General features: G+C 71.2%; 11 protein-coding genes and 1 pseudogene. 9 read left to right on the top strand and 3 right to left on the bottom strand.

Annotated elements, in window-relative coordinates:
• Positions 1 to 154 precede the first annotated feature (154 nt).
• From ychF to H4N64_RS46300, 5 genes and pseudogenes are all read left to right on the top strand, one after another.
• Positions 155 to 1,243 carry a redox-regulated ATPase YchF gene (ychF, locus tag H4N64_RS03790; RefSeq protein WP_186280645.1) on the top strand — a complete coding sequence of 363 codons (1,089 nt, stop codon included), beginning with the start codon at positions 155 to 157 and terminating at the stop codon, positions 1,241 to 1,243.
• A gap of 230 nt (positions 1,244 to 1,473) precedes the next feature.
• Positions 1,474 to 2,892 carry a DUF234 domain-containing protein gene (locus H4N64_RS03785; RefSeq protein ID WP_186280644.1) on the top strand — a complete coding sequence of 473 codons (1,419 nt, stop codon included), beginning with the start codon at positions 1,474 to 1,476 and terminating at the stop codon, positions 2,890 to 2,892.
• A gap of 50 nt (positions 2,893 to 2,942) precedes the next feature.
• Positions 2,943 to 3,395: a YbhB/YbcL family Raf kinase inhibitor-like protein gene (locus tag H4N64_RS03780; RefSeq protein ID WP_186280643.1), complete on the top strand. Its 453-nt coding sequence runs from the start codon at positions 2,943 to 2,945 to the stop codon at positions 3,393 to 3,395.
• Positions 3,396 to 3,403: 8 nt separating this feature from the next.
• Positions 3,404 to 3,688, top strand: a pseudogene (locus H4N64_RS46305) (DNA-formamidopyrimidine glycosylase family protein); the annotation flags it as partial.
• A 63-nt stretch (positions 3,689 to 3,751) separates the two neighbouring features.
• Positions 3,752 to 4,183 (top strand): zinc finger domain-containing protein, encoded by a 432-nt coding sequence (locus tag H4N64_RS46300; protein ID WP_336246633.1) that lies wholly within the window; start codon positions 3,752 to 3,754, stop codon positions 4,181 to 4,183.
• Here the strand turns inward: H4N64_RS46300 and H4N64_RS03770 are convergent.
• Positions 4,174 to 5,466, bottom strand: a complete 1,293-nt coding sequence (locus H4N64_RS03770) for a M14 family zinc carboxypeptidase (protein WP_186280641.1) — start codon at positions 5,464 to 5,466, stop codon at positions 4,174 to 4,176. The two genes, H4N64_RS46300 and H4N64_RS03770, sit on opposite strands and share 10 nt — an antisense overlap.
• Before the next feature lie 236 nt (positions 5,467 to 5,702).
• On the opposite strand from H4N64_RS03770, the gene H4N64_RS03765 reads away from it, so the two are divergent.
• Positions 5,703 to 6,863 (top strand): HesA/MoeB/ThiF family protein, encoded by a 1,161-nt coding sequence (locus H4N64_RS03765; RefSeq protein WP_186280640.1) that lies wholly within the window; start codon positions 5,703 to 5,705, stop codon positions 6,861 to 6,863.
• Positions 6,860 to 8,089, top strand: a complete 1,230-nt coding sequence (locus H4N64_RS03760; RefSeq protein WP_186280639.1) for a hypothetical protein — start codon at positions 6,860 to 6,862, stop codon at positions 8,087 to 8,089. The genes H4N64_RS03765 and H4N64_RS03760 overlap by 4 nt, the downstream gene beginning before the upstream one ends.
• A 105-nt stretch (positions 8,090 to 8,194) precedes the next feature.
• On the opposite strand, the gene H4N64_RS03755 is transcribed toward H4N64_RS03760, so the two are convergent.
• The gene (locus H4N64_RS03755) at positions 8,195 to 11,743 is read right to left on the bottom strand and encodes a DUF4132 domain-containing protein (protein WP_222108499.1); all 3,549 of its coding nucleotides are present in this window, start codon (positions 11,741 to 11,743) and stop codon (positions 8,195 to 8,197) included.
• A gap of 160 nt (positions 11,744 to 11,903) precedes the next feature.
• Between H4N64_RS03755 and H4N64_RS03750 the strand changes: the two genes are divergently transcribed.
• Complete coding sequence (locus H4N64_RS03750) at positions 11,904 to 14,219, top strand: DUF4132 domain-containing protein (RefSeq protein WP_186280637.1); 2,316 nt, start codon at positions 11,904 to 11,906, stop codon at positions 14,217 to 14,219.
• Between the two features lie 2 nt (positions 14,220 to 14,221).
• Here H4N64_RS03750 and H4N64_RS03745 read toward each other — a convergent pair whose 3' ends face one another.
• Positions 14,222 to 15,139, bottom strand: coding sequence for a LysR family transcriptional regulator (locus H4N64_RS03745; RefSeq protein WP_186280636.1), 918 nt, complete (start codon positions 15,137 to 15,139; stop codon positions 14,222 to 14,224).
• A 94-nt stretch (positions 15,140 to 15,233) separates the two neighbouring features.
• On the opposite strand from H4N64_RS03745, the gene H4N64_RS03740 reads away from it, so the two are divergent.
• The gene (locus H4N64_RS03740; protein ID WP_186280635.1) at positions 15,234 to 16,064 is read left to right on the top strand and encodes an oxidoreductase; all 831 of its coding nucleotides are present in this window, start codon (positions 15,234 to 15,236) and stop codon (positions 16,062 to 16,064) included.
• Positions 16,065 to 16,198 lie beyond the last annotated feature (134 nt).

The following is a 16,198-nucleotide window of genomic DNA, read 5'->3' as shown; positions in this document are numbered from 1 at the left end:
TCTGCTTATGTGTCCAATCGCCCCTCAGACACGCCGAGGGGCGGACCTTGGCCAAGCGTTCGATACGCAGCCGGTGCCGGGCGGGTCACGCCGTAGACTGGTGGATCGGCCCCACCAGCCTCCAGTCCTCCTCTCACGTACGGGAAGTCGCAACGTGTCGCTCACGATCGGAATCGTCGGTCTGCCGAATGTCGGCAAGTCGACCCTGTTCAACGCCCTGACCAAGAACGACGTGCTGGCGGCCAACTACCCGTTCGCCACGATCGAGCCCAACGTCGGTGTCGTGGGCGTCCCCGACCCCCGTCTTGCCAAGCTGGCCGAGATCTTCGGCTCCCAGCGCATGCTCCCGGCGACCGTCGACTTCGTCGACATCGCGGGCATCGTGCGCGGCGCCTCCGAGGGCGAGGGCCTGGGCAACAAGTTCCTCGCGAACATCCGCGAGTCCGACGCGATCTGCCAGGTCATCCGTGCCTTCAAGGACGAGAACGTCGTCCATGTCGACGGCAAGGTCTCGCCCAAGGACGACATCGAGACGATCAACACCGAGCTGATCCTCGCCGACCTGCAGACCATCGAGAAGGTCCTGCCCCGGCTCCAGAAGGAGTCGCGGATCAAGAAGGACGTCGCGCCGAAGGTTGCCGCGGTCGAGGCGGCGAAGGAGATCCTGGAGAAGGGCGACACGCTCTTCTCGGCGGGCATCGTCCAGGGCTCCGGCAACGAGGAACTCCTGCACGACCTGCACCTCCTCACCACCAAGCCCTTCCTCTACGTCTTCAACGTCGACGAGGACGAGCTGACCGACGACGCGTTCAAGGAGGAGCAGCGCGCCCTGGTCGCCCCCGCCGAGGCGATCTTCCTCAACGCCAAGCTGGAGGCGGACCTCGCCGAGCTGGACGAGGAGGACGCGATGGAGCTGCTGGAGTCGGTCGGCGCCGAGGAGCCCGGCCTCGCCACCCTCGCCCGCGTCGGCTTCAACACCCTGGGCCTGCAGACCTACCTCACGGCCGGCCCCAAGGAATCCCGCGCCTGGACCATCAAGAAGGGCGCGACGGCCCCCGAGGCGGCAGGCGTGATCCACACCGACTTCCAGAAGGGCTTCATCAAGGCGGAGGTCATCTCCTTCGCCGACCTGGTGGAAACGGGTTCGGTAGCGGAGGCCCGCGCGAAGGGGAAGGCGCGCATGGAGGGCAAGGAGTACGTCATGCAGGACGGGGATGTCGTGGAGTTCCGCTTCAACGTGTAGCGGGTGATGTCACCACATCGCTGATCTGGCAAACATGCAGATCAGAAGGGGTTCGACTGCTCGGCGTCGGACCCCTGGGTTTTTCCCGTGCCGGGATGGTGCTGGGAAACCCCTGGCTTCCTCCTGGCGGGCACGGTGATGCCGACCTGGCCCCCTGCTTGGCACGACCGGCTTACTAATGTCAATGTTAGTAACATCGTCGTTAGTGTCATGGGCGGAGGTCGGCAGAAGTGGTGGATTTCGTAGGCCGTAGGCAGGAGCTGGCGACGCTGGAGCGAGAGCTGCAGAAGGTGGCGGCAGGGGTTGGCGGGGAGCGGCCCGGTCGGTGCGTGATGTTGCGCGGGCGGCGCCGAGTGGGCAAGTCGCGACTGGTCGAGCGGTTTGCGGAGCGCTCCGGAGCCCCGTTCCTGTTCTACGCGGCGACTGGTGCGTCCCCCAGGGATGATCTGGCACGGCTGGCCCGGGACGCCCAAGCGTCGACGCTGCCGTTGGCGGGTCTGGTGGCCGCCGCGCGGCCGGAGAGCTGGGATGCCGCGTTCGACGTGCTGGCTGCGGCGCTGCCCGCCGACCGGGCGAGCGTGCTGGTCATCGATGAAGTGCCGTACCTGATGGACACCGCTGGCACCTTCGAGGGGATGCTGCAGCGGGCCTGGGATCGGGTGCTGGAGACCAAGCCGGTGCTGCTGGTCCTCATCGGCTCCGATCTGTCGATGATGGAGGCACTGAACAGCTACGGACGACCTTTCCATCAGCGCGGCCGGGAGATGGTGCTGGGACCGCTCAACCCCGCCGAGGTGGGGCAGATGCTTGGGCTGGATCCGGCGGAAGCCTTCGACGCTGCACTGATCACCGGCGGGCTGCCGCTGATCTGCGCGGAGTGGCCAAGCGGCGCAGGGCTGTGGGACTTCCTCGGCGAGGCGCTGAGCGACCCCGTTTCGGCCCTGCTGGTGTCGGCCGAGCGCTCGCTGGCTGCCGAATTCCCTCCGCAAGCCCAGGCGCGTACGGTGCTGGCGGCCATCGGAAGTGGCGAGCGGACCTTCACCAACATCGCCCGTGCAGCCGGTGGGATCGGCGCCACGCCGCTGCAGCGAGCTCTGGAGCTGCTTACGGACAAACGGATCGCCGCTGGGGAGCTGCCTGTATCGCTGCGCCCGTCGAAGGATCGTCGCTACCGGGTGACAGATCCCTACCTGCGGTTTTGGCTGCATCTGCTCGGCCCGTCCATGGAGGAGATCGAGCGGGGGCGGGGCGATCTGACCCTGGCGCGCATCCGGGAGAACTGGACCAGCTGGCGCGGCCGGGCCGTCGAGCCCCTTGTCCGTGAGGCCCTGGCGCGGATACTGCCCGATGACCGGCTGCCCGCGGCCCCCGCAGTGGGCGGCTACTGGACCCGCACCAACGACGTCGAGATCGATATCGTCGGGGCGGATCGCGCCCCGATTGCCAAGGAGCTGCTCTTTGTCGGCTCCATCAAGTGGCTGGAGCAGTCGCCTTTCGACCGGCACGACCTGGCAGCTCTCCACCGCCACCGCGCTGCCCTCACCCACGAACCTGTTCCCGTCGTGGCGGTCTCGCGCAGCGGAGTCGACTGTCCGGGCCTCGATGCCGCCTACGGCCCCGGCGATTTGCTGACCGCTTGGCCGCTGTGATCATCTCGCAGGGATGTGCGTAGACCGCGGGAACGGGTACTCCGGGGCATATGGCTGGCATCGACCTCAGCAGCAGTGAGTTCAAGGATCATGGCTTCATCGCGCGCCGGTACGCGTACGAGGGGGACAACGTGTCCCCTCCGCTGACCTGGAGCGGCTCACCGGACGACGCGGCCGAGCTGGTGCTGCTGTGCGAAGACCCCGACGCTCCGTCGGGCACCTTCGCGCACTGGATCGTGGTCGGCATCGACCCCCGCAGCGAAGGCGTCAACGCGGGGCAGTGCCCACCCGGCGGCACCGAGCTGGTCAACGGCTACGGCGAGCGTGGCTGGGGCGGACCGCACCCGCCCCCGGGAGACGAGCCGCACCATTACGTCTTCCGCCTGTACGCCCTGTCGGAGCCCTGTGTCCTCCCCGACGAGCCCCGCGCCGACCAGGTGCACGAGGCCGTCGAGAAACGGGAGCTGTCCAGCGGCACGCTCGTGGGGCTCTACCGGCGCTGACGTAAACCATGCCCGAGCTTCCTGACGTCGAAGGGTTCCGGCAGGTCCTGCTGACCTGCCGTGGACGCCGGTCCGTCACCGATGTCGACGTACGGGATGCCGGAGTTCTCAGAGGTGTCTCCGAGGAGCGGCTGCGGAAGGAGCTGGAGGGCAGGCGTCTTGGGAAGGCGTGGCGGCATGGGAAATGGCTCTTCGTGCCGACGGGCGATGGGCCCACGCTTGTCTTTCATTTCGGGATGACGGGATCCCTGCGGTGCTGTGACCAGGAGGAACCAATTGAGGCGCATGATCGCATCGTGCTGACGCTCGGCGGAGAACGGCTTCTGTGTTACCGCGATCAACGCAAACTGCAGGGCGTGCGGCTGGCCGACAGCGCTGATGTCGACCGGATTCTGGAGGGTCTGGGCCCGGACGCCCTGGCCGTGGACCGGGACGAGTTCCTGGAACTGCTGTCGGGGCGACGGGGTGCCGTCAAGAGTGCGCTGATGGACCAGTCCGTCGTCGCGGGCCTCGGAAACCTGCTGTGCGACGAGATCCTCTGGCGGGCTCGCGTCGCCCCTCGGACATCGACGCGGAGCCTGAGCGAGAAGACCCTTCGGCGCATCCACGCGGCGATGGGCCGTGTCCTCGCGACCTCCGTGCGTGACGGGTGTGTGCCGCCCCGACGCTCCTGGCTCACCGGGCGCAGGGACGACAGCGAGCCGGTGTGCCCCCGCTGCGGCACTTCCATGCGGTCGACTCGCATCGCGGGACGCCGCACGGTCTGGTGCCCGCACTGTCAGAACTGAACGACGTTCAGCGCGCTGTCGGCGGCGGCCACCACCGTACGGGCCTGGTGTTCCACCTGGTCGCGCACCGGCACCCAGCGAAGTCGCAGGGCCTTCTCGAAGTCCGTGCACCAGGCGGCGAACAGTTCGTGCAGCTCGCGGTGGAGCGCCGGGGCCGTGTCGTCGTCCGCCGCGCGCAGCAGTCGTAGCAGAAGACCTGCCGCGCGCAGCGGTTGGCGGCGGGCCACTACATCCAGGGAGCAGACCTGGGCCCTCGTCAGTGAGGCTTCGGCCGCCTGCCTCGCGAGCGGTTCCCAGGATTCGGCGACCAGGTCGTAGAGGTCGTCGGCCATCCACTCCAGCACGCGTCCGAGCGCGTTCTCCTCGGCCGGTGGAAGAAATCGGCGCGCCTTGTCGAGTACGGCGGTCACCTGCCGTCCGCCGTCGCGGACCAGCCCGGACAGCTCGCGCAGCGCGTCCGCGGCCCCCGGATGGGGGGACCGGTCGTCGGCCAGGTCGGTCGCCCACATGGGCACTTCGACGATCGCCGTGACGCCGCCGTACCGCATCGGCGCGCACCAGGTGGACAGCCCGATGTTCTCGGACCCGGCGGCCAGGCGGTCGGTGCTGTCCGGCGGGGGCAGTACGTGGATCCCGGGGCTGGGATTGTCCCAGTACAGGGCGTCGTACGTGCCGTGCTGGACCGGAACGCCCAGCGCGCCGGCGGACCTCTGGAAGGGCGGGGCGAGTTCGGGAAGGGCGCGGGTCAACTGGACCCAGCTGCCGCCCGCTTCGACGCTGTGCAGGGAGCACTGGAGGAACGGCCGGAGTTCCTCGATCACGTCGAACAGCGCCTGGCTTTCGGGCAGTTGCCGCGAGACGATCGGTGCCCACTCCGGCTGCTCCGCCGCGACCGGGCGGAAGGCGCTGCCGTAGTAGCCCTCCAGGGTGGGTTCGGGCCCGGCCGTCGCCTCCGTGATCCCCTCGCTCAGCGCGGCGCCGTCCGGGTCGAGGCACAGCACGATGTCCCAGGTGACGAGGGCGGGGTCGGTCGCGGGGGACAGCTGCTCCCCGCGTGCCACCCGCTCCGCCAGCGCGAGCGCGGTCGCGCCGCCGACCGGCTCGTCGGGATGCGGCCGGGCGACCACCAGGACGTGCCGCGGCCCGTGTCCCACGGACAGCATCAGGATCGGACGGCCCGCGCGGGAGGTCCCGATCCGGCGCAGGCGGCCGGTCCCGGGGAACCGGGAGACCAGCCGCCGCGCCGACTCGGTGACGTCCGCGACCGTGAGGTAGCGGTCCATCACTGGCGTCCGGTCAGGAGCCGCCGTTGCCACCGCTGTCGCCGGTGGTCTCTTTCTTGTCCAGCGGACGGATCTCGATCTTGTTCGGCATGCCCTGTCCTCCCTGTGGTGGCTGTGGCGTGCGTGATCTGTCGTGCTCTTGCAAGAGTTCGTCGGTCGGGTCACTGTTGTCAATGTCCGTTGATTCCGGGGCAGTTGGGGATGAAGAGATTGGCGCGAAAGTGACGGTGCACACGATGCGGCGGCCCCGGATCAAGCCGGAGCACCGGGCGTACCGTACGGTCGACGGCCACCTGAGGATCGGCAGCGTCGTCCACGGCATCGGGGCCGAGGTCAAGGATCCCGACGGCTGGGTGTGGACGCTGGTCGAGGCCATGGACGGCACGCGCAGCGCCGCCGACATCGTCGCCGAGGTGTCCCGTCGGCACCCGGAACTGCGGCTGCCCGCCCCCGACATCGCCCAGGCGATCACGGACCTCACCGCGGCCGGCTACGTCGAGGACGCCGGCGCCGCGCTCCCCGAAGAACTGTCCGAGCGCGAACGCGAGCGGTACAGCAGGGGCATGACCCTGCTGCGCTGGATGGACCTCCAGCCGAGGGAGAACCCCTGGGAACCGCAGTTGCGACTGCGCCGCGCCCGGGCCCTGCTGATCGGAGTCGGCGGTACCGGCGGAGCCGCCGCCCGGGACCTGGTGGCCTCCGGAGTGGGGCGACTGCACTGCGTCGAACCGGACGTCGTGGAGCTGTCCAACCTCAACCGGCAGACCCTGTACCGCGAGGCGGACCTCGGTACGCCCAAGATCGACGCGGCGCTGACGGCGTTGCGCGCCCTGAACCCTCACACGACGGTCACCGGCGAGCGCCGCGAGGTACGCGGCCCTGCGGATCTTGAGGACCTGCTGACCTGCGGCTCCGGTGCCGGATCGGCGTACGACGTGCTCCTGCTGGCCGCCGACCGCCCCGCCGCCGTCCGCCGCTGGGCCAACCAGGTCTGCCTGTCCCTGGGCACGTCATGGGCCGAAGCCGGCTACCGCGGCCCCCTGGTGAGCGTCGGTGTCTTCACACCCGGCCGGGGCGCGTGCTGGGAGTGTCTGCGCAGCGCCGAGATCGAGCGCCGCGACCTGCGGCTCGCGCCCGGCCAGGACGAGGACGTCGCCTCGCCCCGCATGCCGTGGAACCCGGTCAACGCCGTGACCGCGGGCCTGTCCGGCAGCCTGCTCGCCCACGCCGCCCTCATGCTGCTGTGCGGCGTTCCGCGGATCGACCCCGGATGCCGCTTCGGCCTCAACCTCATGGTGCCCGGCGACCCGGTCATGCAGCGCTCGCAGCGACGGCCCGACTGCCCCGCCTGCCGAGCGGAACCGGCGGTGAACCCGGGCCCGGAGGACCTACCGTGACGGAGACCACGGCCGAGGACCGGCCCCGCATCGAGCCGTCGACCCGGGTCCAGTTGCACGACCTCGCGGTACGGCGGGACCGGCACGAGTGGATCGTGGGCCGCATGGCCACCCGCACCTTCGTCGCCCTGCCGGCGGCCGGGGCTCGCGCGGTGGAACTCCTCGGCGAGGGGCTGAGCGTGGCCCGCACCGAGGAGAGGCTGCGGGAGGAGACCGGCGAGGAGTTCGAGATCACGGACTTCGTCAGGGACCTGGCCGCCCTCGGGTTCGTGGCGCGGATCGGGGACTGCCCGGTCCCGGACACCGAGCCGCCTCGCGCGACACTGCCGTGGCTGCGCCCCCACCAGGTCCGCCTCGCCCTGCATCCGGCGCTGCCCGTGCTCGTCACAGTGCTGCTCGCGGCCGCCGTGGTCGTGCTGTTCCGCCGTCCCGACCTGCTGCCCGGCTATCGCGACCTGCTGTGGAGCCCGCACGGCAGCCTGGTCCTGCTCACCGGGGCGGCGGCCGGATGGACGCTGCTGCTGGCCCATGAGCTGGCGCACCTGGTCACCGCGCGCGCCGCGGGCGTGCCGGGGAGGATGCGGCTCGGCACCCGGCTCCAGTTCCTCGTCATGCAGACCGACATCAGCGGCATCGAACTCGCGCCCCGCCGCCATCGGCTGACGGCCTATCTGTCCGGCATCGCCCTCAACCTGTCCGTGGCATCGGCCCTGATCCTGACCCTGCCCCTGACGGACACCGGGACGACGACCCACCGACTGCTGGCCGCGGCCCTGCTGCTGGCCCTGATGCCGCTGCCCTTCCAGTGCATGGTGTTCACCAGGACCGACCTGTACTTCGTCCTCCAGGAACTCACCGGCTGCCGGGACCTGTACGGCGACGGCCTCGCCTACGCGCGGTACGTGTTCCGGCGGGCGGTGCGCTCGCCCCGCCGCGCCGAGGCCCCTGACCCGAGCACCCGTCTGCCCCCGCACGAACGCCGGGCCGTCCGCCTCTACAGCGTCGTCCTCGTGGTCGGTACGGCGACCTGTCTGGCCTTCATGGCCGCCGTCACCCTTCCCGTCGACATCGCTCTGCTGGTCCGCGCGGTCCGGGGCCTCGGTCCGGGGCACGGCCTCGCGGGCAACGCCGACTCGGCCGCGGTGCTGATCGTCCTCGGCGGAATCAACGTCCTGTGGCTGCTCACCTGGTGGCGCAACCGCCGTTCACGCAGGGCCGCGGTGTAGCTCCTGGCTCGTCAGCAGGTGGATCGGTTCGCCTACGAGCATCAGGCCGTGGTTGGTCGCCAGGGTCACCGAGCTGGAGCTGCTCCTCGTGTTCCCTGGTGACGGTCACTTCGCGGTCACCTCGGTGAGGTCGGCGAGCAGCTCGGAGGCGATGATCGGGTCGAGCCCGGCGAAGCTGAGGTCGTTCTTCCGGTTGCGCCAGTAGTCGTCGGGGGTCGTGTTCAGCCATACGGCGTGGAAGGTCTGGTCGCCGAGCATGTCGACGGCGCCGACGGCGATACCGGGATCGAGGTCGATGACGAGATACCGGCCCTCGTCGATCCGCCGGTGGAACCAGCGCTCCACGCCCGCGTCCTGCGGGGTGCCCCGCTCCCAGCCGCGCTTGGTCAGCCCGAGCAGCTTGCCGACCGGCACGGTGGCGCCCTCGAAGCGGGCCAGCCGGTGGTCCGCGGCCTCCTCCTCGGTGAGGGCGTGCACGGCACGGCCCAGCTGCGGGAAGGGCTGGAGGATCTCGTAATCGGCGAACAGCTCCGCCCAGGCACCCAGTTCCTCGCCCAGGTTCAGCGGATGGGCCAGCCGGACGCTCGCCTCCTCGGGCAGCGTCAGCTCGTCGCCCTCGACGTCGGCGAACGTACGGTCCTCCGCGACCCGGAAAGCCGTCACCTCGCCGTCGGCCTCACTGAGCCAGACCAGTCGCCGGACCAGATGCCACACCAGCGGATGGGCGACGAACAGCTCCCGGAACTCCCCGGCCGTCCAGGAGCGTTGCGACACCATGGCCGCCTCAAGGCGCCGTACCTGGTCGGAGGCGACGGTGCGCACGTCCTTCTTCAGCGCGGCGAACCGCTTGCGCTCGGCCGGGGCCAGCTCCGGGTCGTCCTTGGCGGCGGGGGCGGGCAGGGCCTTGCGGTGCTTGCCGTCGGCGTCGCGGACGTACGGGCGCAGCAGCTCGTCGAAGCCGACCGTGAACTGCCGTGGGCCGTAGTCGATGACCGTGCTGCCGCCCGCGTCCAGGCCGAAGTCGGGCACGAGCCGGTCGCCCAACTGCTCGCCGGTCAGCCCGAGTCCCTCGGCGACCTCGGCGATCTTCTCCTGGGCGCGCGTCTTCAGCGCCTTGAACGGCACCCGCTGGGCGATGCCGTGCAGATGCAGCAGCGCCACGTCGCTGCCGATCGTCGCGAGGACGTTCAGCCCCTCCACCGCGCGGTGATGCGCGCTCTCACCGGGCCAGGCGCGCACCACGGGAGTGAGCCGCCGTACGACCTCGTCGTCGCCGAGCCAGCCCAGCGCGTGCAGCGCCCAGCTCTCCTTCGGCGGCATACCGGCCAGCCGCCACTGCTCGAACAGGCCCCAGGAGAAGGCGGCGAGCGAGTCGGCGGTGCAGTGCTCGGTCAGCACGTCGAGGCCGGGATAGACATCGCCGGGCTTGGACAGCGCGAGGACGGTGAGGGCGTTGCGGACCGCGTCGGCGGGCAGGGCGCCGCCCTCCTTGAGCCGGATCTGCGGCAGCAGCGCGGGCTCGGCCCAGGCGCCGACGGCCGGCATCCGCGTAGGCAGGGCGCTCTCCAGCGGATCGGCGTCCAGCGCCTCGAAGACGATGCCTGCCGCCTCCTGGCCGGATTCGGCGACCGCTGACAGCACGGCCTCGCGGCCATGGGCGTCCGCCAGCAGCCGTAGCGCCCGCTCGGCACCCCGCCGGGCCTGGCCGGCCTTCCCCACCGCGTGCGGAAGCAGATACGGGACGGTGGCGAGACCGTGCCGCTTCAGCCAGGCGCGGGCCAAGGCGTCGGCGGACTTCAGCCGGGCCAGCCAGTCGCTGACCAGACCGGCGACCTCGACGCTCAGATACGGCATGACCAGCATGCTCAGGGTGGCGGGGTGCCGGGTCGCGGCGCGCAGCATCAGCGGCAGGGCATCCACCCCGAACCGCGCGGCCACCGGCTTCAGCGCGGCCTCGCCGTCCCAGTAGTCCTCGGGAGCGGCATGGGCCAGCAGCGGACGGACCACGTCCTCGGGGCCGGTGACGAACAGCCGGGCCTCGCGGACGTCCGACAACTGCCCGCCGTTCTGCAGGGTCTTGATCTCCTCCTTCCACTCGTACTTGCCCCGCCAGGTGGAGTACCAGGAGGTGACCCCGGCCCACGCCTGCTGCTCATCGGGCTGCCAGACGACCCGCGGCTCCGGGGCGAGGGGCGCCTCGGCCGCCACGCGCGCCTTGGCGGCCTTGCGCTCCTTGGCCCACGGCGGGCTGACCAGCAGCGCGGGCAAGGCCTCCGCCGAAGCCTCGGCCACCCGGTCCCGGAAGGCGAGGCGCGGTTCGACGTACTCGGCGACGCGCGCGGGGAGTTCGGGCAGCACCGCCGCCGTAAGATCGGCGTGCGCCTGGATGTGCGCGGCCAGCAACTGCCCCACCATCGTGGCGTTCTTGGCCGTGCCGATCGCCGCCGCGCCCATCAGACGCAGGGCGCGGACGGGCCGGCGCCGCATCGCCTCCATCAGATACGGCCGTACGTTCTTGTCGTCGACGCGGGCCAGCAGCACCCGGAAGGCATCGTCCGTCGGCAGCTCCACCAGGGCGCTCGCGAAGGCCCGCACCCGGTCGGAGCCGTACGCCACCTCGATGCCCCGCTCCAGCACGGGCGCGATGCGCTCGCCGACTCCCTCGGCGAGCGTGGCGACCAGTGACATCGTCCAGTCGCCCCAGCCGAGGTCGAAGGAGCTCCCGAAGCGGTCCAGTTGCTCCCGGGAGTTCACCGAGCACAGCAGCATGGCCCGCAGGGTCGCGTCGACCTGGTCCGCGTCCGCACAGGCCTCGTCGACCCAGTCGCGCTCGCTGGGCACGACGTACGACACGACGATCCGGCGACGCGCACTGTCCCGGCACTTGGCCAGTACGGCGACGCTCTGCCGGTAGGTGTCCTCGTCGGCCACGGTCAGCAGGGCGCGCAGCCGGTCGGCGAAGGGACGGGACCAGTGACCGTCCGCGGAGAGGGTCCCGGGGCGGAAGCGGATCAGGGGATCCTGCCGCTGGTGGCCGTGCTGCATCCAGTGGGCCTCGATGTCGAAGTACTCCACGACCGCCCGCGCGGCGAAGGCGAGGCCGTGGGTACGGGTCCAGGCGTCCACGAAGACGCCCTCGGGAAGCTGGTAGTGCATGGTCAGCGATGCCAAGGCGGCCGCCCCGAGCGGGCTGTGACTGCCGTTCAGATGGGCGCGGGCGGCCTCGACGATCCGTGGCTCGCTCCCCTGCGCGGCGAGCATCTGCTCGATCCAGCCGGCCTCCTCCTTGAGGCGGCGTCCCAGCAATTCCTCGGTGTCGGAACGCGGTGCGGGAACGGTACGGACGATCCCGCCACGCCTCGGGTGAACCTGGCGGCGCCAGGCGGCGGGCATGACGAAGGTGTCCTCATCGGGAGCGGCGGCCGGTTCCCTCGCCTGCTCGGACTCGGACGCCACCTCCCGATACCCCTCCCGCTCCTTCTCCGCGATCACCTTCGCCAGATACGCCTCGGCCGCCATCGCCGAGCCCAACTCCTTCGGCTGTGTACGCCCCTGCGCCCCGACCCGGCCGTAGCGCACGGTGACCGTCGTCCCCTCGGCCTCCGCCTCCCAGAACTTCGCCGAGCCGTCACCGTCAAACTCCCAGCGCCGCACAGCCCCTCCCCTCCGCCCGGCCCCCTGGCCGACCCGCTCGATCCAAGTGGCTGTCACCGTAGCCGCCCCCACTGACAGTGACCGTCCGCAGGCCACGGCGGCCCGCGTTGTCAGTGGCGGCTGCCATGATCCAGGCAGGCTCATACGAGAGGGACGCCCGATGAACCTCGCCGACCGGCTGATGAACGCGCTGACCGACCCGGACTCCACGTACGAGGACCCGACGCCCGACATGGCGCGGATCTCCGACGAGGAACTCGGCGCCTTGGTCACCGCGGCCTACGGCGTGACCACCTGGACCCGCCCGGCGGCCCGGGCCCATGCCGCCGTCAAGCGGGCGGCCGACGAACGGCAGCCGCGCTACACACCCGAGGTGTGCCGCCGGCTGTTCGAGGTGCTCGCGGAGCGGACCGAGAAGGAGGTCTTCGCGGACCTCACCCTGGGCCTGGACGCGGTACGGCACCGCACAGGCCCGCTGCCCGACGTGTCCGAACCGGTCGGAGCGCTGGTCGAGTCGAGGCTCGCGGAGAACAAGGTGCTCCAGCCGTACGCGCTGCTCGCGGTCGCCGGGCTCGCGGGCGAGGAGACACTGCGTACGACCGTGGAGCGCCTCTCACGGGATGCGGGCCCGATCGTGGCGGACGAGACAGCCGTCGTCGCCGCCCTCACCCGGGACGAGCAGATCCTCCTCGCCGCGATCGACCGGGACCACCCCTTCGGCACCCGACCGCCCGCCGACGCCTGGCGCGGACCGGCCGCCATCTCCGCCTACGTCGCCTTCACCCGCCGTGCTCTGGAGGCCGCGGCCGCCCGCACCGACGCGATCCACGCGGGCGAGATCCCCTACCGCTCGGACAAAGCGTTCACCGACCGGGAGGTCCTCGCCCTCGGGCAGGCCGCGCGCGTGGCGCTGCTGCGCGACGAGCCCTGGCTCCCGGAGCTGTTCGACCGCCTGCTCCCCGGCGTGGCCCTCGCCCCCACGGCCGCAAGGACACTCCCCTCGCAGGCCATGCTGTACGAAGTGGCCCGCGCCGCCCAGGACTTCCCCACGCCCGAGCTGGTCACCGTGATCCGCACTGTGCGCAGGAACGTCCGGCACGCCGGCGTGCCCAGGCAACTGGACAAGATGATCAAGAAGATCGAGGCGGCACTGGCCGAGCGCACCGATGTCGCGCTACGGCTGCCGAGGCTGGACTTCGACGACGAGGGCGTCCTGCGCCGGGAGGCCGGCGACTACACGGCCGTCGTCACCGTCACCGAAAACGCCACGCTGACCTGGGAGAAGGACGGACGCCCGCTGCGCGGCACCCCGGCGCCGGTCCGCCGCGACCATCCCACGCTGGTCAAGGAGGTGCGCGAGCTGGTCAAGCGGGTGGACGCCCAACTCGTCACCCTGGCCCGCGCGTTGGAGGGCGGCTTCACCGTGGACACGGTCCACCCCTACGGCTGGTGGCGCACCGAGCTGGCCGGACATCCGCTCGCCCGGACCGTCGTACGTCGGCTGGTCTGGGAGATCGAGGTCGCGCCCGGCGACTGGCGGGCGGTGCTGCCGGAGGCGGCGGAGGAGCTGCCCGACGCCCCCGACGACGCCTCCGTACGGCTCTGGCACCCCCTGCGCGCCGACGCCGACACCGTCCGGGGCTGGCGGGACCTGCTCACCGAAGGGCGCATCCGGCAGCCGTTCAAGCAGGCGTTCCGCGAGATCTACCGGCTCACCCCGGCCGAGGAGGAGACCGGCGTCTACTCCAACCGCTTCGCCGCCCATCTCGTCCACTACCGCAGGATGTTCGCGCTGTTCAGGGCCCGGGGCTGGTCGAGCGACCGGCTCGGGCCCTGGGACGCCGGGGAGGAGGCCGAGGCCGATCGGGTCCTGGCGGCGGGGGAGTGGCGGATCCGCTTCTTCCACTCCTGGGTCGACCAGGCGGGCGACGACGACCTGGCGGCGACCGACCAGGTCCGCTTCGACCGCCGGGCCGACGGCGACTGGCGCGAGGTGCCGCTCGCCGAGGTGCCCGAGCTGGTGTTCAGCGAGGCGATGCGGGACGTGGACCTGTTCGTCGGCGTCACCTCGATCGCCGCGGACCCCGAGTGGACCGACCGAGGTCCCGAACGCGCCTACTGGGAGCGGGCGTCCTTCGCCGAGCTGACGGCGAGCGCCGACGCACGCCGCGATGTCCTGGAGCGGATCGTGCCCCGCCTGAAGATCGCCGACCGGTGCTCGCTCGACGGCCGCTTCCTGGTGGTCCGCGGCGATCTGCGGACGTACCGGATCCACATCGGCTCGGCCAACATCCTGATGGACCCGGACGGCGCCTACCTGTGCATCGTCCCGGTCCGCCAGAAGAGCGACGGCAGGGTGTTCCTGCCGTTCGAGGACGACCGTCTCTCCCTGATCCTCAGCAAGGCGTTCCTGCTGGCCGCGGACACGGAGATCACGGACGAGACGATCCGCCGGCAGATAGGCCGAAGGACCTGACCTCATCCTCCGCCCACCACCCGCGCGCAAGCCTCCGCATACCCCCGCACCACCGCCCGACGCTCGTCCTCCCGCCGCCACGCCAGCACGTACCGGCTCGGCGAGAGCCCCCGCACCGGACGCGTCGTCACCCCGCCCAGCGTGATCAGCGGAGCGTTCCCGGTGGCGACCAGGCAGACACCGAGCCCGGCCACCAGCGCCTCGTACGTCTCCTCGCTCCCCGCGATCTCCGCGCCGATCCGAGGCGGACGCCCCTCGCGTTCGTCCAGCGCGAGCCAGTGGTCCCGCAGCGGCCCGGCGCTCGGGGGCAGCGCGAGGAACGGCTCCTCGAAGAGTTCGGCGAGGCCGATCTCCTCGCGCTCGGCGAGCCGGTGGTGGTCCGGCAGGGCGACCAGCCGGGGCTCCTCGGCGACCACGACCCAGTCGTAGCGGTCGGCGTCGGGCAGTGGCAGCCATACGAAGGCCACGTCGGCCTCGCCGTCCGCGAGCCCGGCCGTCGGATCGTCCCAGCTCACCTGACGCAGCCGCAGCCGCAGCCCGGTCTCGGGATGGTCGGCCGTGAACCGGGAGCGGATCGCGGGCAGCAGTCCGCCGCGCCCGGGGCTGGTGCTCATCCCCACCACCAGCGTCCCGCGCGCCGCGGCCCGCGCCGACTCCAGCGCCGCCGATCCGTCCGTCCAGGCGTCCAGCACCCGCCGGGCGTGCGGGAGCAGGGCCGCCCCGGCCTCGGTGAGCGTGACGCCCTGCGGTCCCCGGTGGAACAGCACCACGCCCAGTTGCCGCTCCAGCGCGCGCACCTGCTTGCTGAGGGCGGGCTGGGAGACGTACAACCGCTCGGCCGCGCGGGTGAAGTGCAGTTCTTCCGCCACCGTCACGAAGTAGCGCAGGTCGCGCACATGAACGTCCGTCGTCATAGCCATCGGTTATCACCGCGGGTCTTGGACGGGCAACTGACCACTCCCGCAAGCTGGTTCACGCAGGCCGATGCGACTACCGAGACCGCGGGGAGCTGTGATGAACAAGGTGTGGCTGATCACGGGTGCGAGCAGCGGGTTCGGGCGGGCGATCGCCGAGGCGGCGCTGGCGGAGGGCGATGTGGTGGTCGGCGCGGTACGGCGTACCGAGGCGCTGGACGATCTCGTGGCCGCACATCCGGACCAGGTGGAGGCGCTGCGTCTTGACGTCGGCGACACCTCGGCCGCCGAGGCCGCGGTGCGGGACATCCTTGCCCGGCACGGGCGGATCGACGTCCTGGTCAACAACGCGGGCCGCACCCATGTGGGCGCCTTCGAGGAGACCACCGAGCAGGAGCTGCGGGAACTGTTCGACGTGCATGTCTTCGGGCCCGCCGCCCTCACCCGTGCCGTACTGCCGCACATGCGGGAGCGCAGGTCCGGGGCGATCGTGCAGATGAGCAGCATGGGCGGGCAGATGTCCTTCGCGGGCTTCTCCCTGTACAGCGGCACGAAGTTCGCGCTGGAGGGCATGTCCGAGGGGCTCGCCGACGAGGTCGCCGAGTTCGGGATCAAGGTGCTGATCGTGGAGCCGGGTGCCTTCCGCACCTCGCTGTTCGCGGCCGACCGGGCCGGGGCCAGCCCGGACAGCGGGCTGTACCCGAAGGTGAGCCGGACCCGCGGTTTTGTCTCCGGCGGCGACGGCTCCCAGTCGGGTGACCCGGCGAAGGCGGCGGCCGCCATCGTGGCCGCGCTGCAGGCCGAGAAGACCCCGCTGCGGCTGCCGCTCGGGGACGACGCGGTGACCGCCGTACTCGGTCATCTGGACCAGGTGCGGGAGGACGTCGCCGCCTGGGAGAAGACCACCCGGGCGACCGCGTTCGACGACTGACGGGCCCCCGCACGAGGGTCCTGCACGAGATGACGGCGTGTCATGTCTGGCATATGGCACGTGTGTTACGTCCGTGCAGGACCCTTGTGCAATTCCTGTGGAAGCCTCAATCTTTCGGCTGGTGCACAGAGTCC

Origin of the sequence: Streptomyces cupreus (genome assembly GCF_014257025.1) — a bacterium.
Classification (GTDB): domain Bacteria; phylum Actinomycetota; class Actinomycetes; order Streptomycetales; family Streptomycetaceae; genus Streptomyces; species Streptomyces cupreus.
Note: the sequence above shows the minus strand (reverse complement) of the source record. Positions and strands in the feature narration are given on the sequence as shown.

What these genes read in the sequence shown, in the direction of transcription:
- H4N64_RS03780 (WP_186280643.1), top strand. Translation starts at nt 2,943, where the DNA reads ATGGCTGGCATCGACCTCAGCAGCAGTGAGTTCAAGGATCATGGCTTC.
- H4N64_RS03770 (WP_186280641.1), bottom strand. Translation starts at nt 5,466, where the DNA reads ATGGACCGCTACCTCACGGTCGCGGACGTCACCGAGTCGGCGCGGCGG.
- H4N64_RS03765 (WP_186280640.1), top strand. Translation starts at nt 5,703, where the DNA reads ATGCGGCGGCCCCGGATCAAGCCGGAGCACCGGGCGTACCGTACGGTC.
- H4N64_RS03750 (WP_186280637.1), top strand. Translation starts at nt 11,904, where the DNA reads ATGAACCTCGCCGACCGGCTGATGAACGCGCTGACCGACCCGGACTCC.
- H4N64_RS03745 (WP_186280636.1), bottom strand. Translation starts at nt 15,139, where the DNA reads ATGGCTATGACGACGGACGTTCATGTGCGCGACCTGCGCTACTTCGTG.
- H4N64_RS03740 (WP_186280635.1), top strand. Translation starts at nt 15,234, where the DNA reads ATGAACAAGGTGTGGCTGATCACGGGTGCGAGCAGCGGGTTCGGGCGG.